Genomic DNA, 21,525 nt, shown 5'->3' with positions numbered 1-21,525 from the left:
CACGAACCTTTTACGCGATCTTACAGCAATTGCGCCAGTCGATTAATATCGGACTGAATCGCGCCGGCGGTGACGTCGCGACCGGCACCCGGCCCGCGGATCACCAGCGGGTTATCACGATACCAGCGGCTGTCGATAGCAAAAACGTTATCGCACGGCAGCAGCGACGCCAGAGGATGATCTTCGCGCACCGCTTCTACGCCCACGCGCGCTTTACCATTGGCGTCAAAACGCGCCACGTAGCGCAACACCAGACCCATTTCACGCGCCGCTTCCAGGCGCTGCAGCATCTGGTCATTCAGCTCTTCGCCATTCTCGAAGAAATGATCGACAGACCCCTCTTCGCAGTGAACTGGCACCAGCGATTCGACGCGTACCTGATCCGGTTCGATGTCATAGCCCGCTTCACGCGCCAGAATCACCAGCTTACGCATGACATCTTTCCCGGAAAGATCGACCCGCGGGTCCGGCTCAGTCAACCCCTGCTGCCAGGCCTGATCGACAAGGTCAATAAACGGCACCGTACCGTCAAACTGCAAAAATAACCACGAGAGCGTGCCGGAGAAAATGCCGCTCAGCGCCAGAATGGTATCGCCGCTATCAATCAAATCGCGCACCGTGTGGTTTATCGGCAAACCGGCCCCCACGGTGGCGTTATACAGCCAGTGACGGCCCGTTTTCTCAAACGCATCGCGGATTTGACGATACTTACTGCTGCTACTGGCGCCCGCCAGCTTATTTGCGCTGATAACATGGAAACCATGACTGGCGAAATCGAGGTACTGATCGGCCAGTTGTTCGCTGGCTGTCACGTCCAGCACCACCAAATCATCGTACGGATGCGCGCGCATCCACAGGAACAACGACTCTTCATCCTGTTCCACGGCTTCATCATTAAAGAAAGCCAGCGCGCGGCTGGCATCAAGACCGGCATAATTGAGCAAGCTACGGCGGCTATCCACTACCCCGGCAAGGATAAATTCAAAACCCGTGCGCGCGGAAAGCGTGGTCTGCTCGCGGGCAAACAGTTCCAGCCAGCGGGAACCAATATTCCCTTTGCCAAACAGCACCAGACCAATACGCTTTTCCGCGCGGAACAGCGACTGATGCAGGCCCTGAATCAAGCTCTCGGTTGGCCCGGCGCGCAGCACCGCCACCAGACTGATCCCCTCTTCTGATTGCCAGGTAAACTCCACCGGCTGCCCTTTCAGTTGCTGCCAGAAGCGGTGACAGTGCAGCGGATTACGGGTCACCCCCGCGCCGACCATCGCCACCAGCGCCAGATTTTGACGCAGGCGCAGCTCGCCCGGCAGGCCAGCCTCATCCAGGAGTTTCAGCGCGCTGTCAGCAACTTCGGCGGTATAGCAAAACTGCAGCAGCTTACGATCGGCATGAACGCCGACGGCCAGCGGACGCAGCTGAGCGCGTTTTAAAATCGCATCCAGCTCTTTATATGTCAGTTTGAAATCCTGACCCGCCGGCACCTGGAACTCAATCAGGCAGACATCATCATGGCTGGTGACAATACGCGCCCCGGTGCCGGAAGCCAGCACGCGTTCGATACGCGTCGACCCCTGATCCGGGGTGTAGCTACAGCGTAATTGTAAATCGATATCGCTGCCGGATACCGGCTGTAACGTACGGGCATGCAGCACCGGTGCCGCCAGACGAGCCAGCTCGCTGGCTTCATCAAGACGCAGCAGCGGCAGCAGACAGGCATCTTTCACCTTACGCGGGTCCGCACTGTAGACCCCGGCCACGTCGCTCCAGATAGTAACGCGAGACACCCCGGCCAGGGCGCCAATTTGCGTGGCGGAGTAGTCGGAACCGTTACGCCCCAGCAGCACGGTTTCCCCGGCGTTGTTGCGCGAAATAAAGCCCGTCACCACCAGGCGTTTATTCGGATGCTGTGCCATCTGTTGTTGCAAAAGTGGATAAGACAACCCCTCATCCACTTGCGGCTGCGCGGAGCGCTCGGCGCGTAAGAAGCTACGCGCATCCAGCCAGGCGGCGTCCATACCCAGATGATTCAGCACCGCCGCCATCAGGCGAGCTGACCAGACTTCACCGTGACCGACCACCTCGGCGTAGACTGCATCCGTAACACCGCCATCAAGCAGAGCGGCCAGCCGTTCAAGATCCTGAATGAACATCGCGATCAGCGTATCCGCAGCCTCCGCTGACAATAATCCACATATCAGATCCATCTGATAACGACGAAGCGATTGTTGCACCTGATGCGCAGAGAGGCGATCCGTCTGGCTGAGCTTCAGCCAACTGATCAACTGGTTGGTGGTACTGCCTGCTGCAGAGACGACCATCATATCGCCCGCCTGCGAATACTCCGTCATGATCCCCGCGACGCGCAGGTAACATTTCGCATCAGCTAAACTACTCCCACCAAATTTGTGCAGTTGACGACCCTTCGCCCCTGCCTGCGCAATCACACTCATGTTTATTCCTCGTTTGCTGCCCGGAAGCCATTTTCCAGATCGGCAATTAAATCTTCACCATCTTCAATACCGGTTGAAATACGTAACAGCGTTTCTGAGATCCCCGCTGCCGCACGCGCTTCAGGCGACATGCCCGCGTGAGTCATTGTCGCCGCATGGGAAATCAGGCTTTCTACGCCTCCCAGTGATTCCGCCAGCGTGAACAGGGATAGTCCACTCAGGAAACGACGCAGCGTCTGCTCATCGCCATCCAGTTCGAAACTTAACATTGCGCCAAAACCTTTTTGCTGACGCGCCGCAATCTCATGTCCCTGGTTTTCCGGCAGCGACGGATGGTACAGTTTTTTTACTAGCGGTTGCGATTTCAGATAGCCGACAATCGCCAGCGCATTACGTTGCGCCGCCTCCATACGCGGAGAGAGCGTACGTAAACCACGCAGCAGCAGGTAGCTATCAAATGCGCCGCCGGTAACGCCGATATTATTCGCCCACCATGCCAGTTCGGTGACAGTGGCCGGATCTTTGGCGATCACCACTCCGGCCACCACATCAGAGTGGCCGTTCAAATATTTGGTGCATGAATGCAACACCAGATCGGCGCCCAGCGCCAGCGGATTCTGCAATGCCGGGCTCAGGAAAGTGTTATCCACGACGCTCACCGCGCCAGCCTCACGCGCCAGCCCGCAGATTTTCGCAATATCCACCACCCTCAGCAATGGATTACTTGGACTTTCCACCAGCACCAGCTTCGGTTTTTCCGCCAGCGCGGCGCTCAGCGCCTGTTCGTCATTCTGATCGACAAACCGCACGCGATAGCTGCCGCGTTTTGCCAGGCTATCAAACAGGCGATAGCTGCCGCCGTAGCAGTCATGCGGCGCCACCAGCAGATCGCCAGGTTTCAGGAAAACGGTGGTAACCAGCAGAATCGCCGACATACCGGTATTGGTCAGAACCGCTCCTGCGCCGCCCTCCAGCTCTGCCAGCGCACGCTGAACCACATCACGGGTTGGGTTACCGCGGCGAGAATAGTCGTGAGCGCGAGGTTCGTTAAATCCGGTGAAGTTATAGGTGCTGGAGAGGTGAATCGGCGGGACAACGCAACCGTACTGCTCGTCGTCATTTAAACCGCTACGCACTGCGATGGTGGCCTGTTTACGCGTCATGTTGGGGAGTTCCTGAGCTGAATCGGTGAAAAGTCAGGTTCCAGAGTAAACATTGTTACAATGGACGTCAATACATCTGGACATCTAAACTTCTTTGCGTATAGATTGAGCAAACGAGAAATAGCCGTTAAAATTATATGCATTAGCGCACATCCATGGCGGCTTGTTTGGTGTCAGACGCGCCCCTCTACGGTAAACTACGCGCAAGTATGGCCTGAATTTGCATTTCTGGCCCTTAACTAAATAAACAGAGGATTAAGGTAACTCATGGCTGAATGGAGCGGCGAATATATCAGCCCATACGCTGAGCACGGTAAGAAGAGTGAGCAAGTAAAAAAAATTACGGTTTCCATTCCTCTGAAGGTGTTAAAAATCCTCACCGATGAACGCACGCGTCGTCAGGTGAACAACCTGCGTCACGCCACCAACAGCGAACTGTTGTGTGAAGCATTCCTGCATGCCTTTACCGGTCAACCGTTACCTAACGATGAAGACCTGCGTAAAGAGCGCAGCGATGAAATCCCGGAAGCGGCGAAACAGATTATGCGTGAGATGGGGATCGACCCGGATACGTGGGAATATTAAGCCAGTAAAAAGGGCAAAAGTGTGCTGCTGCCCTTTTCCTTTCGCGGTATTGCACTGTGAAAAACACAAAAAAGCCGCCCTGAGGCGGCTTCTTCAGCAACTTACTTGCTGGAACCCGGTAAGCTGAAGCGCTTGTTGAAGCGGTCAACACGACCACCGGTCGCAACATCACGCTGCTTGCCAGTGTAGAACGGGTGGCATTTACCGCACACGTCGAGGTTCAGGTCGTGACCTACGGTAGAACGGATTTTCATGACGTTACCGCAAGAGCAGGAAGCAGTAACTTCGTCGTATTTCGGATGAATATCTTTTTTCATGGGAGAACCTCAGTTAAGGCCGCGTCGCTCTTCCAGCCCTAACGCCAGACACCACGCGATGTTAATAATTTCCCGGCGCGATCCCGCTAAGTGAAATCCCCGGGTAATAGATTTTGATGCCGGACAACATGCATCAAAGGCGGCGAATCATACAGAATTTAACCAGCATATGCAAACTGATCCGCGCCCCTTTACCACAATGTGTATACTAACCCGCCAGATTTCAAGTCAGGAAGATTACATGCTCGTCGCTCACGTTGCCCTGCCCGTTCCGCTGCCCCGCACCTTTGACTATGTGCTGCCTGACGGTATGCCGGTCAAAGCAGGCTGCCGCGTGCGCATCCCGTTCGGTAAACAGGAACGGACGGGCATTGTCGTGTCGATCGGCACACACAGTGAATTACCGCTCGACGACCTCAAGCCGGTTGCCGAGGCCCTCGACACCGAACCGGTGTTCTCCTCTTCAGTCTGGCAATTGCTGCTCTGGGCAGCGGACTACTACCACCATCCCATTGGCGATGTGTTATTCCACGCGCTGCCCATTCCGCTCCGCCAGGGGAAACCTGCCAACACGACCCCGCTATGGTACTGGTTTGCCAGCGAACAGGGGCAAGCGGTTGACATAAACAGCCTTAAGCGCTCGCCAAAGCAGCAAAAAGCGCTGGCGGCCCTGCGTCAGGGAAAAATCTGGCGGCATCAGGTTGCCGAGCTGGAATTTAGCGATACCGTTTTACAGGCGCTGAGGAGTAAAGGTCTTGCCGAACTGGCCAGCGAAGCGCCGGCCATTACCGACTGGCGGGCAAGCTTTTCGGTGCCCGGCGAGCGCCTGCGCCTCAACACCGAACAAGCGACCGCCGTTGGGGCCATTCACAGCGCCTCAGACAGTTTTTCCGCCTGGCTGCTGGCCGGGATCACCGGCTCCGGGAAAACGGAAGTTTATCTGAGCGTTCTCGAAAACGTACTGGCGCAGGGGCGTCAGGCGCTGGTCATGGTGCCGGAAATCGGCCTGACGCCGCAGACTATCGCCCGGTTCCGCCACCGTTTTAACGCCCCGGTAGAAGTACTGCATTCGGGCCTTAACGACAGCGAGCGCCTCTCCGCATGGCTGAAAGCCAAAAACGGTGAAGCGGCGATTGTGATCGGCACTCGTTCGTCACTGTTTACGCCATTTAAAGATCTCGGAGTGATCGTGATCGACGAAGAGCACGACAGCTCTTATAAACAGCAGGAAGGCTGGCGCTATCACGCACGGGACCTCGCGGTCTGGCGCGCCCATAGCGAGCAAATTCCGATCATTCTCGGCTCGGCGACGCCGGCGCTGGAGACGCTGCATAACGTCCGCCAGGGCAAGTATCGCCAGTTGAAACTGACCAAACGCGCAGGCAATGCGCGCCCGGCTCAACAACATGTTCTGGATTTAAAAGGTCAGCCGTTGCAGGCCGGGCTTTCTCCGGCGCTGATCGGTCGCATGCGTCAGCATCTACAGGCCGATAACCAGGTGATTTTGTTTTTAAACCGCCGCGGCTTCGCGCCGGCGCTGCTGTGTCACGACTGCGGCTGGATCGCCGAATGCCCGCGCTGCGACAGCTACTATACGTTGCACCAGGCCCAGCAGCATCTGCGCTGCCACCACTGCGACAGCCAGCGCCCGGTTCCGCGCCAGTGCCCTTCCTGCGGTTCGACGCACCTGGTACCGGTCGGCCTGGGCACCGAACAACTTGAACATGCGCTGGGCCCGCTGTTTCCTGGTATACCCATTTCGCGTATCGACAGAGACACCACCAGCCGCAAAGGTGCGCTGGAGCAATATCTTGCCGACGTGAATCGCGGCGGCGCGCGTATTCTTATCGGCACCCAAATGCTGGCGAAAGGCCATCACTTCCCGGACGTGACGCTGGTTTCCCTGCTGGATGTTGACGGCGCGCTATTTTCCGCTGATTTCCGTTCAGCGGAGCGCTTCGCCCAGCTCTACACTCAGGTTTCAGGTCGGGCAGGACGTGCCGGTAAACAGGGCGAGGTGATCCTGCAGACTCACCACCCGGAACACCCGTTGCTGCAAACGCTGCTGTATAAAGGCTATGACGCCTTTGCCGGGCAGGCTCTGGCAGAACGACAAAGCATGCAGCTCCCGCCGTGGACCAGCCATGTACTGATTCGCGCGGAAGATCATACCAATCAGCAGGCCCCGCTCTTTTTACAGCAGTTACGCAATCTATTACAGGCCAGCCCGCTGGCCGACAATAAGCTGTGGATACTCGGTCCTGTTCCGGCGCTGGCGCCAAAGCGCGGAGGGCGCTGGCGCTGGCAAATTCTTCTCCAGCACCCGTCGCGCATGCATCTGCAGCATATCGTCAGCGGGACGCTGGCATTGATAAACACGCTACCGGAAGCACGCAAAGTGAAATGGATTGTGGATGTCGATCCTATTGAAAGCTAAGACGTCTATTGCGAGGCGGATCGAAAAATCTAACCTCCATCACGTTTTTGATGAAAATTCTGTAACTCTCTGGATGTACTATCTGTTAAAAATGTGGCTGATGTCAGAACGCCAGGGATGTGTCTGCGCCGGTCAGCGAGGAGAAAACAGGTGAAACCCAAAAAACAGGCTGTTGCCGCCACCATGAAAGACGTCGCCCAGAAGGCAAACGTCTCCACGGCAACCGTATCCCGAGCGTTAATGAACCCCGATAAGGTTTCGCAGAGTACCCGCAATCGGGTAGAGCAGGCCGCACTTGAAGTCGGCTATCTGCCGCAATCGCTCGGACGCAATATGAAACGCAATGAATCGCGCACCATCCTGGTGATTGTGCCCGATATTTGCGATCCCTTTTTCAGCGAGATTATTCGCGGTATTGAAGTCACGGCGGCAAAGCAGGAATATCTGGTCCTCATTGGCGATTGCGCCCACCAGAATCGCCAGGAAAAAACCTTTATCGATCTGATTATCACCAAGCAGATCGACGGGATGCTGCTGCTGGGCTCCCGTTTACCCTTCGATGCTGGCGTGGAAGAGCAGCTCAATCTGCCGCCAATGGTCATGGCTAACGAGTTTGCTCCCGAGCTGGAGCTGCCGACAGTGCATATTGATAACCTCACCGCCGCATTCAATGCCGTTAACTACCTGCGCGAGCTGGGGCACCGCCACATTGCCTGTATCGCCGGGCCGGAAGAGATGCCGCTATGTCATTATCGCCTGCAAGGCTATGTCCAGGCGCTGCGCCGCAGCGGAATAACCGTCGATCCGCACTACATCGCCCGTGGCAATTTTACTTATGAAGCCGGCGCCATGGCGCTGGAGCAACTTCTGGCGCTGCCAGTGCCGCCAACGGCGCTCTTCTGTCATAGCGATATTATGGCGCTGGGCGCGCTATCGCTGGCAAAACGCCGCGGTCTGAAAGTGCCTGAAGATCTCTCTATTGTGGGTTTTGATAACATCTCTTTGTCTGAATTTTGCGATCCGCCATTGACGACAGTTGCGCAACCACGTTTTGATATTGGCCGCGAAGCGATGCTGCTTTTGCTGGATCAGTTGCATGGGCATAACGTCAACAGCGGTTCACGACTACTCGACTGCGAGCTGATTATTCGCGGTAGTACGCGCAATATCCGAACATAACCACAGGCTTTCGGGCCTGCTCTTCTGGTCAAAGGCCCGCCACTTAAGTAACATGTCGGGCTGAAAAACGAATAAGACAGCGAAACGATAGTGGCACAACGAGATTATGTACGCCGCAGCCAACCGGCTTCTTCGCGGCGCAAAAAGAGCAATACCCGAAGCTCAAGGAACAAGCAAAGCGGCATTTCTGCGGTGTCACCCGCTATGGTCGCAATCGCGGCAGCCGTGCTGGTGGCCTTTATCGGTGGACTGTACTTCATTACGCACCATAAGAAAGAAGAAACCGCGGTATTGCAAAATCGCCAGGCGACAGGCAACGGTTTACCGCCAAAGCCAGAAGAGCGCTGGCGCTATATTAAAGAGCTGGAGAGCCGCCAGCCTGGAGTACGTGCGCCAACGGAACCGACAGCCGGCGGCGAAGTCATGAAGCCGGAGCAACTGACGGACGAGCAGCGTCAGCTACTGGCGCAAATGCAGGCCGATATGCGTCAACAGCCCACGCAGTTGACCGAAGTGCCGTGGAACGAACAAACACCGGCACAGCGCCAGCAAACGCTGCAGCGTCAGCGTCTGGCTCAGCAACAGTTAGCGCAGTCCCGGCAGCAGGCACCGATCCAGCAGCCGCGCACCCAGCCGCGGGTTGTGGAGCAGCCCAAACCGGTACAGCAGCCGAAACAAACTGCATCAAATCAGCAGCCGTATCAGGATCTGCTGCAAACGCCTGCGCATACCAATACGACGCAACCTAAAACTCAGGCCGCCGCTCCGGTGACCCGCGTTGAGGACGCGCCAAAAGCCGCGGCGACGGAGAAAAAAGACGATCGTAGCTGGATGATTCAGTGTGGGTCTTTCAAAGGCGCCGAGCAGGCGGAGACCGTTCGTGCTCAACTGGCATTTGAAGGCTTCTCCTCGCACATCACCACCAATAACGGCTGGAACCGGGTAGTGATTGGGCCGCTGAAGGGCAAAGAAAACGCCAGCAATATGATTGAACGGCTGAAAATGGCCGGACACGCAAACTGCATTCGTCTCGCCGTCAGGGGTTGAAACCCGCAAAATCCCCCCCATCTATAATTGCATTCTGCCCCGCATCACTGCGGGGCCTCTATTTCGCTTTTGTAACCAAGGGGTCTGCTCGTGACTACAATTGTAAGTGTTCGCCGTAACGGTCATGTCGTGATTGCTGGTGATGGCCAGGCCACACTGGGCAACACCGTAATGAAAGGCAACGTGAAAAAAGTGCGCCGTCTGTATAACGACAAAGTGATCGCAGGCTTCGCTGGCGGCACCGCTGACGCTTTCACGCTGTTCGAACTGTTTGAACGTAAGCTGGAAATGCATCAGGGACATCTGGTCAAAGCCGCCGTTGAACTGGCGAAAGACTGGCGAACCGATCGCATGCTGCGCAAGCTGGAAGCCCTGCTGGCCGTAGCTGACGAAAACGCATCACTTATCATCACCGGTAACGGTGACGTGGTGCAGCCAGAAAACGATTTGATTGCCATCGGTTCCGGCGGTCCTTACGCCCAGGCTGCGGCGCGTGCTTTACTGGAAAATACCGATATGAGCGCACGCGATATCGCAGAGAAAGCGTTGAATATTGCAGGTGATATCTGCATTTATACCAACCACTTCCATACCATCGAAGAATTACCGTCTAAAGCGTAAGGATCTCCCATGTCTGAAATGACCCCACGCGAAATTGTCAGCGAACTGGACAAACATATTATCGGCCAGGATGCCGCCAAGCGTTCCGTCGCCATCGCGCTGCGCAACCGCTGGCGTCGTATGCAGCTTAACGAAGAGCTGCGTCACGAAGTCACACCGAAAAATATCCTGATGATCGGCCCTACCGGCGTCGGTAAAACTGAAATCGCACGCCGTCTGGCAAAGCTCGCCAACGCGCCGTTCATCAAAGTCGAAGCGACGAAATTCACTGAAGTGGGCTATGTTGGTAAGGAAGTGGATTCAATTATCCGCGATCTGACCGATGCGGCGATCAAAATGGTTCGCATGCAGTCCATCGATAAAAACCGCTATCGCGCAGAAGAACTGGCGGAAGAACGCATCCTCGACGTACTGATCCCCCCGCCAAAAAACAACTGGGGTCAGGCCGAACAGCCTCAGGAGCCTTCCGCGGCGCGCCAGTCTTTCCGCAAAAAACTGCGTGAAGGGCAGCTTGACGATAAAGAGATTGAGATCGAGCTCGCCGCTGCGCCGATGGGCGTTGAAATCATGTCCCCTCCGGGCATGGAAGAGATGACCAGCCAGTTGCAGTCTATGTTCCAGAACCTCGGCGGTCAGAAGCAAAAACCGCGTAAGCTGAAAATCAAAGACGCGATGAAGCTGCTGGTTGAAGAAGAAGCGGCGAAACTGGTAAACCCGGAAGAGCTGAAGCAGGATGCCATTGAGGCCGTTGAACAGCACGGTATCGTGTTTATCGACGAAATCGACAAAATCTGTAAGCGTGGCGGCAACACTTCTGGCCCCGATGTTTCACGCGAAGGCGTGCAGCGCGACCTGCTGCCGCTGGTTGAAGGCTGCACGGTCTCCACCAAACACGGAATGGTCAAAACCGATCACATCCTGTTTATCGCCTCCGGGGCGTTCCAGGTGGCCAGTCCATCGGACCTGATCCCTGAGCTGCAAGGGCGTCTGCCGATTCGTGTTGAACTGAAAGCGCTAACCACACACGATTTTGAGCGCATCCTGACCGAGCCAAACGCCTCCATCACTGTGCAGTATAAAGCGCTGATGGCAACCGAAGGCGTCAATATCGAGTTCACGGAAGATGGCATCAAGCGCATCGCTCAGGCCGCATGGCAGGTTAACGAAACCACCGAGAACATCGGGGCCCGTCGTCTGCATACCGTGTTGGAGCGTCTGATCGAAGACATCTCCTACGACGCCAGTGAAATGAATGGGCAAACCGTGACCATTGATGCGGAATATGTCGGTAAGCATCTGGATGTACTGGTGGCAGATGAAGATCTGAGTCGTTTTATCTTATAATCCGGTTCAATACAATTTCATCACTATAGATGGGGCTATAGATACCCTGATAATTCAAGTTGCATGACAAAACGGTTGACCGTTTTGAACAACGCTGGTGCCCGCCCGCCGGGGCGAAGCCCATGGATGGGCCGGGTAATCCGTAGCCAACGCACCCGCAGCTTGAAGTATGATGGGTAGAGCCCCATTTTTTATTGGCCGGGACATATGACTGAACACGCTATCACTCGCACCCAGGCCTGGCTGGAAAGCCTGCGCCCGAAAACATTACCTCTGGCCTTCGCCGCTATCATTGTCGGCTCCGCTCTTGCCTGGCATCAGGGGCGTTTCGATCCCTGGATCGCCCTACTGGCCATTATTACCGCGGGTTTACTGCAAATACTCTCCAATCTGGCCAACGATTATGGCGACGCGGTAAAAGGCAGCGACAAACCCGATCGCATTGGCCCCCTGCGCGGCATGCAAAAAGGGGCTATCACCCAGGCGCAGATGAAACGCGCGTTAATGCTGACCGTGGTGCTGATTTGTCTCTCCGGTCTGGCGCTGCTGTTTTTTGCCTGGCAAACTATGGCCGACTTTATTGGTTTTATGGTGCTTGGCGGGCTGGCCATCATCGCGGCCATTACTTACACCGTCGGCACGCGTCCTTACGGATATATCGGTCTCGGCGATATTTCGGTGCTGGTATTTTTCGGCTGGCTCAGCGTCGTCGGAAGCTGGTACCTCCAGGTACACAGCGTTGAAGCGGTCATTTTTTTACCGGCAACCGCCTGCGGCCTGCTGGCAACGGCGGTACTGAATATTAACAACCTGCGTGATATCGATAGTGACCGCGACAACGGTAAGAACACCCTTGCGGTACGTCTGGGGCCCGTTAACGCCCGCCGTTATCATGCCTGTCTGTTGATTGGCTCGCTGCTGTGCCTGGCGCTGTTTAATCTCATGTCCCTTCATAGCCTCTGGGGCTGGTTGTTCCTGTTGGCTACGCCTCTGCTGGTCAAGCAGGCGCGTTTTGTGATGCGCGAGCGCGATCCGATAGCGATGCGTCCGATGCTGGAAAGAACCGTAAAAGGCGCTTTACTGACCAACCTGTTGTTTGTTATCGGAATTATTTGCAATAAGCTTGTCGGTTAACTGACAAATATCAATTAACAATTGATGATTTTGCCAACAACACGATTCACGCGATATACTGGAAATTCTCGCAGCAACTGAACGTTAAGCCTATGAAATACGATACTTCCGAGCTTTGTGACATCTACCAGGAGGATGTCAACGTCGTGGAACCTCTGTTCTCCAATTTTGGGGGGCGGTCGTCGTTTGGGGGACAAATCATCACGGTGAAATGTTTCGAGGATAACGGGTTGCTCTACGATCTGCTCGAACAGAACGGCCGAGGTCATGTCCTGTTGGTTGATGGCGGTGGTTCCGTTCGGCGTGCGTTAATTGACGCAGACCTGGCGCGCCTGGCCGTGCAAAACGAGTGGGAAGGGTTAGTCATCTATGGCGCGGTGCGCCAGGTTGACGATCTGGAAGACCTGGATATTGGCATCCAGGCACTGGCTGCTATTCCTGTGGGCGCAGCGGGCGAAGGTATTGGCGAAAGCGACATTCGCGTCAACTTCGGCGGCGTCACCTTCTTTTCCGGCGATCATCTGTACGCCGATAATACCGGGATCATCCTCTCCGAAGATCCCCTGGATATTGAGTAACATCCACTCGTAAAAAAGGCCTTCTCAGAGAGAAGGCCTTTTTGTTACCGCCAGAACCTTTAGTACAGCTTCTTCGCGCACTCCAGCCAGTCGCTTTTGAACGGACGCTTCATGTTTTCGATGGCGTCGATAATGTCGTGGTGCACCAGTTTCTCGTTCTGAATACCGACGCAGCGGCCACCGAAGCCCTGCAACAGCAGTTCAATCGCATACGCCCCCATACGGGATGCCAGAATACGGTCATAAGGAACCGGAGAACCGCCGCGCTGAATGTGACCCAGAACGGTCGCGCGCGTTTCACGGCCTGTCTCTTTCTCAATAAATTGCGCCAGTTCATCGATGTCGCACATATGCTCAGTGATGGCCACGATAGCATGCTTTTTGCCTTTGGCGATACCGGCCTTAATTTCAGCCACCAGGTCTTCACGCGTGTATTCAACCTCAGGAACCATGATGAATTCACAGCCACCGGAGATTGCCGCCGCCAGCGTCAGGTCGCCGCAGTAACGCCCCATGACCTCAACGACAGAAATGCGCTGGTGAGAGGAGGAGGTGTCGCGCAGGCGGTCAATCGCCTCAACAACCGTGCTCAGCGCGGTAAAGAAACCAATGGTGTAGTCAGTGCCTTTAATATCGTTGTCGATCGTGCCTGGCAGGCCGATGCAGGGGAAGCCCATCTCGGTCAGACGCATGGCGCCCATATAGGAACCATCACCGCCGATAACCACTAACGCATCCAGACCGCGTTTTCTCATGTGTTCGATAGCGACGGCGCGCACCTTTTCTTCACGGAATTCCGGAAAGCGCGCTGACCCCAGGAAAGTGCCGCCGCGGTTGATCATATCGGAGACGCTGTAGCGGTCGAGCTGAACCATACGATCTTCATACAAGCCGAGGTAACCGTCATAGATTCCAAAAACTTCCAGACCTTCCGTTAATGCTGCGCGCACAACGCCACGAATTGCTGCGTTCATGCCCGGAGCATCACCGCCACTTGTCAACACACCGATTTTCTTAATCATGACTACCTCTGAACTTAGGAAGCAAAAAATAATCCTGTTGCCTGAAGCGCCCTCTCACCAGGAGTGCACATCAATAATTGCAATAGTATATCAAACGCTTCTGGCTGAATTGATTCAGGTCAGACCAAATGGCGGTAATTTATACAAAAAATGCCGATCCGCCCCACACTTTTACATCAAGTTTACAGACTATAACCTAAAGCTCATAAAACACCCTGCTGCGCAAGCGGCACCACAGAGTTGGGGTCCTGATGGATAATGACATCAGAATCCGGAAAACGGCGCAGAATCGCCTGTTCCACCTGGTCGGCAATCTTATGCGCCTGAACCAGTGGGAGGCTATCTTCCATTTCCAAATGAATCTGAATAAAGCGAGTCGGCCCTGACTGCCGCGTTCGTAGATCGTGCGTCCCGCTAACCCCAGGCCAGCCGGTCACGATATTGATAATTTCCTGGCGTTCCTCATCAGGAAGAGCGCGGTCTAACAATGACTGAACAGCGTCATAAGCCATCCGCAGCGCACTATATAGAATATAGGCACCGATGCCTAATGCAAACAGCGCATCGGCACGATGCCAGCCGTACCAGGAGAGGGCGAGCGCCACCAGAATTGCACCGTTCATCATAACATCGGACTGATAGTGCAGCATATCCGCGCGCACCGCCTGACTTTGCGTTTTTCTCACCACCCAGCGCTGGAACGTCACCAGCGCCAGCGTGCTTAACAACGCAACCAGCGTTACCACCATCCCAACGCCGGCAGCCTTCATCGGCTCAGGACGCACAATGTGCTGAATGCCGGTCAAAAAAAGAAATAACGCCGATCCGGAAATAAACATGCTTTGCGCCAGCGCCGCCAGTGACTCCGCCTTGCCGTGGCCAAAGGTATGTTCTTCATCAGCCGGTTGCAGCGAATAACGCACCACCAGCAGGTTAGTCAGCGAGGCGGCGATATCCACCAGCGAATCCACCAGCGCCGCCAGAATACTCACGGAGCCGGTATACCACCACGCAAAAATTTTGATCAAAAGTAACGCAGAGGCCATCACCGTCGCCGCAATAGCTGCGCGGTTCACCAACTGCCCATAGGATTGATTCATAAACGCTCCTTGCTTCGCAATGCGCTTAGTATAACCCGATCTTTTACCGGGACAGGGAACAAGGAAAACGCCGAATTACAGATAAAAAAAACCCCCTCATCATGAGGGGGAAGACAGGGATGGTGTCTATGGCAAGGAAAACAGGGTTTGTTACTGGGGTTGCAGGGTACTGCTATTACTCGAAAACGTTATTGCTGAGCCTTGTTGCATCCTTGAAACTTCACGCAACTGATCCATTCGTTGCTGGTACTTAGTATTTAAAATCGCTTGCTGCTCTGGCGTTAGCAGGTGATACATTTGATTGCGCACTTTTGCCATTTCAACCTGGCGGGCAACCTGCTCCTGCGCCATCTTTTCTGCCTGAGCGCGCACAGCGTTTTCATCAAATTTTTCTGCGGTGACAAGACGATGCATTGTCTCCATTTCACTAACATTAACAGGTGGCCTGTCGTGGCGTGCCTGCTGCATAAGATCACGTAACTGTTGCCGTTGCTGTTCGGTTAAACTTATGCCGTCAAACATATGGCCCTGACTGTTGCGCTGGCTGTCGTCATCACCGGGGAGCCAGTTAACGCTGGCTGCGATTTCAGCGGCCATGCTGGATACACTTAGCATCAACGTTGAGGCCATGACGGCAGCGAGAACATTGCGCATCACATACTCCCAAAACGTTTGTGTCGCGATTCAACGAGAGAGAGTCTACGATGCAGGCTGCAAACATGCGTCAGGGGGTGTAAAACAACGTAAAGTCATGGATTAGCGAGCCTTGATGACGTAATTTCTGCCTCGGAGGTATTTAAACAATGAATAAAATCCTGTTAGTAGATGATGACCGGGAGCTCACCTCCCTGTTAAAAGAGCTGCTCGATATGGAAGGTTTTAATGTGCTCGTGGCCCATGACGGGGAACAGGCGCTGACTCTTCTGGACGACAGCATTGATTTACTTTTGCTTGATGTGATGATGCCGAAGAAAAACGGTATCGATACGCTTAAAGAGTTGCGTCAGACACACCAGACCCCGGTCATCATGCTAACGGCCCGCGGCAGCGAACTGGATCGCGTTCTCGGCCTTGAGCTGGGCGCGGACGACTATTTGCCCAAGCCGTTTAACGATCGTGAGCTGGTGGCGCGTATACGCGCTATTCTGCGCCGTTCGCACTGGAGCGAGCAGCAGCAAACGACCGAGGCCGGCTCGCCTACGCTGGAAGTGGACGCGCTAAGCCTTAACCCTGGTCGCCAGGAAGCCAGTTTCGATGGTCAGACGCTGGAGCTCACAGGTACTGAATTCACCCTGCTCTATCTGCTGGCGCAGCATCTTGGCCAGGTGGTATCGCGTGAACATCTGAGCCAGGAGGTATTAGGTAAACGCCTGACGCCGTTCGATCGTGCGATCGACATGCATATCTCCAACCTGCGACGTAAGTTGCCGGAACGCAAAGATGGCCATCCCTGGTTTAAAACCCTGCGTGGACGCGGTTATCTGATGGTATCGGCTTCATGATCGGTAGTTTGACCGCACGCATCTTCGCTATTTTCTGGCTGACGCTGGCACTGGTGTTGATGCTGGTTTTGATGCTGCCCAAGCTGGATTCGCGCCAGATGACGGAGCTGCTGGAGAGTGAGCAACGTCAGGGCATCATGATCGAACAACACGTTGAGGCCGAGCTGGCGAACGATCCGCCGAACGACCTGATGTGGTGGCGTCGTCTGTTTCGCGCCATTGATAAGTGGGCGCCGCCGGGCCAGCGTTTACTGCTGGTTACCAGTGAAGGCCGCGTTATCGGTGCCGAACGCAACGAAATGCAGATCATCCGCAATTTTATCGGCCAGGCGGATAACGCCGCTCACCCGCAGAAAAAGCGCTATGGCCGCCTGGAAATGGTCGGGCCTTTTTCCGTCAAAGATGGGGAAGATAATTACCAGCTCTATCTGCTTCGGCCTGCCAACACCTCGCAATCAGACTTTATCAATCTGCTTTTCGATCGACCGTTACTGCTGCTGATCGTTACCATGTTAGTTAGCGCTCCGCTGCTATTATGGCTGGCGTGGAGTCTGGCAAAACCGGCACGTAAGCTAAAAAATGCCGCCGATGAGGTCGCCCAGGGCAACCTGCGACAACACCCGGAGCTGGAATCCGGCCCGCAGGAGTTTTTAGCCGCCGGAACCAGCTTTAACCAGATGGTGACGGCCCTGGAGCGCATGATGTCCAGCCAGCATCGTCTGCTATCCGATATCTCCCACGAGCTGCGCACGCCGCTCACACGTTTGCAGTTAGGTACGGCGCTACTGCGCCGCCGCAGCGGCGAGAGTAAAGAGCTGGAACGTATTGAGATGGAGGCCCAACGGCTGGATAGCATGATCAACGACCTGCTGGTAATGTCGCGCAATCAAGCGAAAACCGCGCTGGTCAGCGAGACGGTAAAAGCCAACCAGCTTTGGGGCGAAGTGCTGGATAACGCCACATTTGAAGCCGAACAGGTAGGGAAATCGTTCACCGTGGAGTATCCGCCAGGGCCCTGGCCGCTGTACGGTAATCCCAATGCGCTGGAAAGCGCGCTGGAGAACATCGTGCGTAACGCGCTGCGCTACTCGCATACTAAAATTTCCGTCAGCTTCTCGGTAGACAAAGACGGGATTACGATTAACGTTGATGACGATGGCCCAGGCGTGAGCCCGGAGGATCGCGAGCAAATTTTCCGCCCGTTCTACCGCACCGATGAAGCGCGCGATCGCGAATCTGGCGGCACGGGCCTGGGACTGGCGATTGTCGAAACCGCGATTCAACAGCATCGCGGTTGGGTAAAAGCCGATGACAGCCCGCTGGGCGGTTTACGCTTAACTATCTGGCTGCCGCTGTATAAGCGAACCTGATGCCATCACTCCCGGCTGAGGCTGCGCCCAGCCGGGGACATTATTTCCCCCACAACCGCCGCGAATTGTCTTCAATCTGTCCGCTTAAGCGCCGTCTTTGCAAGGTCCGGCTCCAGCTTACCGACAACCCGGCGGCCGCCAGCAGGCGATGATACTGCTCATCATCAAACGGCATTTGCCAGGCAATCACGCCCGCCTCATGGACGCTGATATCGCTTAGCCGGGAAACCCGCTCCAGCGGCGAATCGCTGAACACCTGCCCGCCCGCCAGCACCCGATACAGCCAGCCGGTTTTGCCGCTGTTTTGCACCAATTGCGCCATATCGCTGACAGCAAAATGATAGTTAAGTTTAAAGCAAGGGGAACGCGGCTGCGTCACCTGAATCAGCGCCGTTCCCCAACGGAAAATATCGCCGATAAAGACGTTTTTTTCCGTCAGCCCTTCCGTCGAAAGATTCTCGCCAAATGCCGGAGCACAGAAAAGATCCGCCTGCTGTGGCAGGTCACGGGCCCAGTGACGGTAATGTTCACGGGGATAGTGACACAACGCACGATCCGGCCCACCGTGAATTTTCTTCTCCGCCTGCTCATCGCCCTCCAGCCCCAAATCGCCGAGAGTCAGTTCGCCATCAACCTGAATTTTACCGATGGCGCTGGGACGGCTGCCGTCATAATCCCTTACCTTGCCGACAAAGACATTCACCGGATAGTGCATCGCTGCTCCTTGTGCTGCAAATATAAAAAAAGCGAGCCATCAGACTCGCTTCTCATTCAGCACAATGCAACCTTATTTTTTGGCGGCAAAACGCGCTGCGGCTTCGTCCCAGTTCACCACGTCCCAGAACGCTTTAATGTAGTCCGGGCGACGGTTCTGGAATTTCAGGTAGTAAGCGTGTTCCCATACGTCCAGGCCCAGAATCGGGAAGCCGGAAACGCCGGAGATAGCTTCACCCATCAGCGGGGAATCCTGGTTAGCGGTAGAAACCACCGCCAGTTTGTCCCCCTGCAGCACCAGCCACGCCCAGCCGGAGCCGAAACGGGTGGCTGCGGCTTTTTCAAATTCCGCTTTGAAGTTGTCAACGGAACCGAAATCGCGCTCGATAGCTGCTTTCAGGTCGCCCTGCAGCGTGGTACCGGTTTTCAGCCCTTTCCAGAACAGACTGTGGTTAGCGTGACCGCCCGCGTTGTTACGCAGAACGGTTTTTTTGTCTGCTGGCAGCTGATCCAGTTTGGTGATCAGTTCTTCAGCGGACAGGCTGGCGAATTCCGGCAGGCTTTCCAGCGCGGCATTGGCATTATTAACATAGGTCTGGTGGTGTTTAGTGTGATGGATTTCCATCGTCTGCTTGTCGAAGTGCGGTTCCAGGGCATCATAAGCGTACGGCAGGTCTGGCAGTGTATAACTCATAATCATCTCCATTATTGTCGAGCGGCGGGAGTGTTAATGCCGCGTAAGCAGTTGGTTCATTATAGTTAATTAAATGATATTGAAAACGCTTATCAATGCCGTATTTTTAATAAGGTTATAACAGTCCGTTATACAACCGATTTTGTGATGCAGAACAACTAATTAAGTTGATGGTTGCCAGAATGACGTTTCTGGTGGCAACAGCTTAAAGGCGGAAAAAGTGATCGATTTTTACACTCTCCAGTGTCGGAAGAAGATTTATCCGATAAAAAATAGATGAGGATAAAATCAATGGATCACGCGATTACGATGGGTATTTTTTGGCATTTAATAGGCGCGGCCAGCGCGGCCTGTTTTTATGCCCCGTTCAAGAAAGTTAAACACTGGTCCTGGGAAACCATGTGGTCTATTGGCGGAGTCGTCTCCTGGCTGATTCTGCCCTGGGCCATCAGTGCCATGCTATTGCCTGATTTTTGGGCTTATTACAGCTCCTTTAGCGCTTCCACTCTTCTGCCCGTCTTCCTGTTCGGCGCAATGTGGGGGATCGGCAATATCAACTATGGTCTGACCATGCGCTACCTCGGCATGTCGATGGGAATCGGCATCGCCATCGGCATTACGCTGATCGTCGGCACGCTAATGACTCCGATTATCAATGGTCAGTTCGATACCTTAATTAACACCAAAGGCGGCCAGTTGACGCTGCTCGGCGTGCTGGTTGCGGTGATTGGCGTGGGTATCGTCACCCGCGCCGGCCAGCTTAAAGAGCGAAAAATGGGCATCAAAGCAGAGGAGTTCAACCTGAAAAAAGGGCTGATACTGGCGGTGATGTGCGGCATCTTCTCTGCCGGTATGTCATTTGCGATGAATGCCGCCAAACCGATGCATGAAGCCGCCGCCGCGCTCGGCGTTGACCCGCTCTACATTGCGCTGCCAAGCTACGTGGTGATTATGGGCGGTGGCGCGGTGATCAATCTCGGCTTCTGCTTTATCCGCCTGGCAAAAGTAAAAGATCTGTCGATAAAAGCCGACTTCTCGCTGGCAAGACCGCTGATCATCAGCAATATTCTGCTTTCCGCGTTGGGCGGCCTGATGTGGTATCTCCAGTTCTTCTTCTATGCCTGGGGCCATGCCCGGATTCCGGCGCAGTATGACTACATGAGCTGGATGCTGCATATGAGCTTCTATGTTCTGTGCGGCGGCCTGGTCGGTCTGGTGCTGAAAGAGTGGAAAAACGCCGGTCGTCGCCCGGTGAGCGTACTGAGCCTCGGCTGCGTGGTGATTATTATCGCCGCCAATATCGTCGGCCTCGGCATGGCGAACTAAGCGGAGTTATGCGGCAGTGCGGCTGCGCTGCCGCCACTGCCCCGGCGTCATGCCAATCTCGCGGTTAAACACCACCGAAAAGTAGTTACTGTCTTCAAACCCGCATTGCATCGCTATTTCGCCAATCAACCGTTCCGTGTGCTGCAGCAGATACTGGGCATGGCAGATGCGTAACTGGCGCAGGTAATGGTTAACGGTCATTCCCGTCTGCTGACGAAACTGCTGGCGTAACGCACGTTCGCTGCACCCTTCCCGCTGGCAAAACCGGTCAAGAAAGAAAGGGCGATTCAGGCTGCCGGCCAGTTCGGTGAGCAGTTTATCGAGTAGCGCTTCACTCTGGGTCGCCGCCAGATTATCGGTGGCGTAGCGATAGCGTTGAAGCATAAGCACCAACTGCGCGAACAGCAGTTCGTCCATATCATCAGCCCGCGCATCGCTGCGGCAGCTCTCATGCTCCAGTTGAGTAATCACCTGCCTGACCTGAGCCATGCCGTTGCTGCCAATCCGCCAGTGCGGGACCCACGGAGTACCGAACAGGCCGGGTATATACGCTGCCCAGTCAAAGTTGAGCCGCAGCCGCTCCGGGCAATAAATCACGTTTTGCAGGACTAAATCATTAACTGAGGCGTAGGAGTGTTTATCTTCCGCGCGAATATAAAACAGGTCGCCGCGGGTAATACGCCACGGACGATCGTTAAGGACATGCAGACCGTTACCGCGCCACACCAGCACCAGTTCACAAAATTCATGGGTATGTTCGGCGAAGACGTTTTGCGGGTAGCGATCGGCGACCGCCACCGCCTGAGCGGGGGAGGCAAAAAATTCATCTTTGCGAAGAATCAGCTGACCTACCACGGCATCAACTCCAGGGCGAATAACGTTTGATACTCGTCATACTTCAGGTTGCCTGCGCGTTGCCAGCGCAAGCGCTGTACAGAA

At 55.0% G+C, this 21,525-nt stretch carries 20 protein-coding genes; 11 read left to right on the top strand and 9 right to left on the bottom strand.

The window, feature by feature from the left end:
- Positions 1-20 precede the first annotated feature (20 nt).
- Together FE839_RS21750 and metB are read right to left on the bottom strand one after the other, a co-directional pair.
- Entirely contained in the window at positions 21-2,453 is a 2,433-nt protein-coding gene (locus FE839_RS21750) for a bifunctional aspartate kinase/homoserine dehydrogenase II (RefSeq protein ID WP_138362851.1), read from the bottom strand.
- 2 nt (positions 2,454-2,455) lie between these two features.
- Entirely contained in the window at positions 2,456-3,616 is a 1,161-nt protein-coding gene (gene metB, locus FE839_RS21745) for a cystathionine gamma-synthase (protein WP_138362850.1), read from the bottom strand.
- 267 nt (positions 3,617-3,883) lie between these two features.
- Between metB and metJ the strand changes: the two genes are divergently transcribed.
- Positions 3,884-4,201: a met regulon transcriptional regulator MetJ gene (metJ, locus tag FE839_RS21740; RefSeq protein ID WP_004869405.1), complete on the top strand. Its 318-nt coding sequence runs from the start codon at positions 3,884-3,886 to the stop codon at positions 4,199-4,201.
- A gap of 101 nt (positions 4,202-4,302) precedes the next feature.
- On the opposite strand, the gene rpmE is transcribed toward metJ, so the two are convergent.
- Positions 4,303-4,518: a 50S ribosomal protein L31 gene (rpmE, locus tag FE839_RS21735; protein ID WP_138362849.1), complete on the bottom strand. Its 216-nt coding sequence runs from the start codon at positions 4,516-4,518 to the stop codon at positions 4,303-4,305.
- Positions 4,519-4,759: 241 nt separating this feature from the next.
- Between rpmE and priA the strand changes: the two genes are divergently transcribed.
- From priA to rraA, 7 genes are all read left to right on the top strand, one after another.
- Complete coding sequence (priA, locus tag FE839_RS21730; RefSeq protein ID WP_138362848.1) at positions 4,760-6,955, top strand: primosomal protein N'; 2,196 nt, start codon at positions 4,760-4,762, stop codon at positions 6,953-6,955.
- Positions 6,956-7,105: 150 nt separating this feature from the next.
- Entirely contained in the window at positions 7,106-8,134 is a 1,029-nt protein-coding gene (gene cytR, locus FE839_RS21725; protein WP_138362847.1) for a DNA-binding transcriptional regulator CytR, read from the top strand.
- A 90-nt stretch (positions 8,135-8,224) separates the two neighbouring features.
- Complete coding sequence (gene ftsN / locus FE839_RS21720; RefSeq protein ID WP_138362846.1) at positions 8,225-9,181, top strand: cell division protein FtsN; 957 nt, start codon at positions 8,225-8,227, stop codon at positions 9,179-9,181.
- A gap of 90 nt (positions 9,182-9,271) precedes the next feature.
- Positions 9,272-9,802 (top strand): ATP-dependent protease subunit HslV, encoded by a 531-nt coding sequence (hslV, locus tag FE839_RS21715; protein WP_138362845.1) that lies wholly within the window; start codon positions 9,272-9,274, stop codon positions 9,800-9,802.
- A gap of 9 nt (positions 9,803-9,811) precedes the next feature.
- Complete coding sequence (gene hslU, locus FE839_RS21710; protein ID WP_138362844.1) at positions 9,812-11,146, top strand: HslU--HslV peptidase ATPase subunit; 1,335 nt, start codon at positions 9,812-9,814, stop codon at positions 11,144-11,146.
- Between the two features lie 207 nt (positions 11,147-11,353).
- A complete protein-coding gene (gene menA / locus FE839_RS21705) occupies positions 11,354-12,280 on the top strand; it encodes a 1,4-dihydroxy-2-naphthoate polyprenyltransferase (protein WP_138362843.1) in 927 nt (308 codons plus the stop codon).
- A 92-nt stretch (positions 12,281-12,372) separates the two neighbouring features.
- The gene (gene rraA / locus FE839_RS21700; RefSeq protein WP_138362842.1) at positions 12,373-12,858 is read left to right on the top strand and encodes a ribonuclease E activity regulator RraA; all 486 of its coding nucleotides are present in this window, start codon (positions 12,373-12,375) and stop codon (positions 12,856-12,858) included.
- A gap of 59 nt (positions 12,859-12,917) precedes the next feature.
- Here the strand turns inward: rraA and pfkA are convergent, their stop codons facing one another.
- From pfkA to cpxP, 3 genes are all read right to left on the bottom strand, one after another.
- Entirely contained in the window at positions 12,918-13,880 is a 963-nt protein-coding gene (gene pfkA, locus FE839_RS21695; RefSeq protein WP_138362841.1) for a 6-phosphofructokinase, read from the bottom strand.
- A gap of 203 nt (positions 13,881-14,083) precedes the next feature.
- Positions 14,084-14,980, bottom strand: coding sequence for a CDF family cation-efflux transporter FieF (gene fieF, locus FE839_RS21690; RefSeq protein ID WP_138362840.1), 897 nt, complete (start codon positions 14,978-14,980; stop codon positions 14,084-14,086).
- 150 nt (positions 14,981-15,130) lie between these two features.
- The gene (gene cpxP, locus FE839_RS21685; RefSeq protein ID WP_138362839.1) at positions 15,131-15,634 is read right to left on the bottom strand and encodes a cell-envelope stress modulator CpxP; all 504 of its coding nucleotides are present in this window, start codon (positions 15,632-15,634) and stop codon (positions 15,131-15,133) included.
- 149 nt (positions 15,635-15,783) lie between these two features.
- Here cpxP and cpxR point away from each other — a divergent pair, with 149 nt between their 5' ends.
- Positions 15,784-16,482 carry an envelope stress response regulator transcription factor CpxR gene (gene cpxR / locus FE839_RS21680; RefSeq protein ID WP_138362838.1) on the top strand — a complete coding sequence of 233 codons (699 nt, stop codon included), beginning with the start codon at positions 15,784-15,786 and terminating at the stop codon, positions 16,480-16,482.
- Positions 16,479-17,852, top strand: a complete 1,374-nt coding sequence (cpxA, locus tag FE839_RS21675; protein WP_138362837.1) for an envelope stress sensor histidine kinase CpxA — start codon at positions 16,479-16,481, stop codon at positions 17,850-17,852. The genes cpxR and cpxA overlap by 4 nt, the downstream gene beginning before the upstream one ends.
- Positions 17,853-17,892: 40 nt before the next feature.
- Here the strand turns inward: cpxA and yiiM are convergent, their stop codons facing one another.
- Positions 17,893-18,567 (bottom strand): 6-hydroxyaminopurine reductase, encoded by a 675-nt coding sequence (gene yiiM / locus FE839_RS21670; protein ID WP_138362836.1) that lies wholly within the window; start codon positions 18,565-18,567, stop codon positions 17,893-17,895.
- Positions 18,568-18,639: 72 nt separating this feature from the next.
- Positions 18,640-19,260: a superoxide dismutase [Mn] gene (gene sodA / locus FE839_RS21665; protein WP_138362835.1), complete on the bottom strand. Its 621-nt coding sequence runs from the start codon at positions 19,258-19,260 to the stop codon at positions 18,640-18,642.
- 291 nt (positions 19,261-19,551) lie between these two features.
- Here sodA and rhaT point away from each other — a divergent pair, with 291 nt between their 5' ends.
- A complete protein-coding gene (gene rhaT, locus FE839_RS21660) occupies positions 19,552-20,586 on the top strand; it encodes an L-rhamnose/proton symporter RhaT (RefSeq protein WP_138362834.1) in 1,035 nt (344 codons plus the stop codon).
- A gap of 6 nt (positions 20,587-20,592) precedes the next feature.
- Here the strand turns inward: rhaT and rhaR are convergent, their stop codons facing one another.
- On the bottom strand, positions 20,593-21,441 hold the full coding sequence (gene rhaR / locus FE839_RS21655) for an HTH-type transcriptional activator RhaR (protein WP_138362833.1): 849 nt from the start codon (positions 21,439-21,441) through the stop codon (positions 20,593-20,595).
- Positions 21,442-21,525 lie beyond the last annotated feature (84 nt).

The sequence above is a fragment of the Klebsiella indica genome (assembly GCF_005860775.1).
Lineage (GTDB): Bacteria > Pseudomonadota > Gammaproteobacteria > Enterobacterales > Enterobacteriaceae > Klebsiella > Klebsiella indica.
Note: the sequence above shows the minus strand (reverse complement) of the source record. Positions and strands in the feature narration are given on the sequence as shown.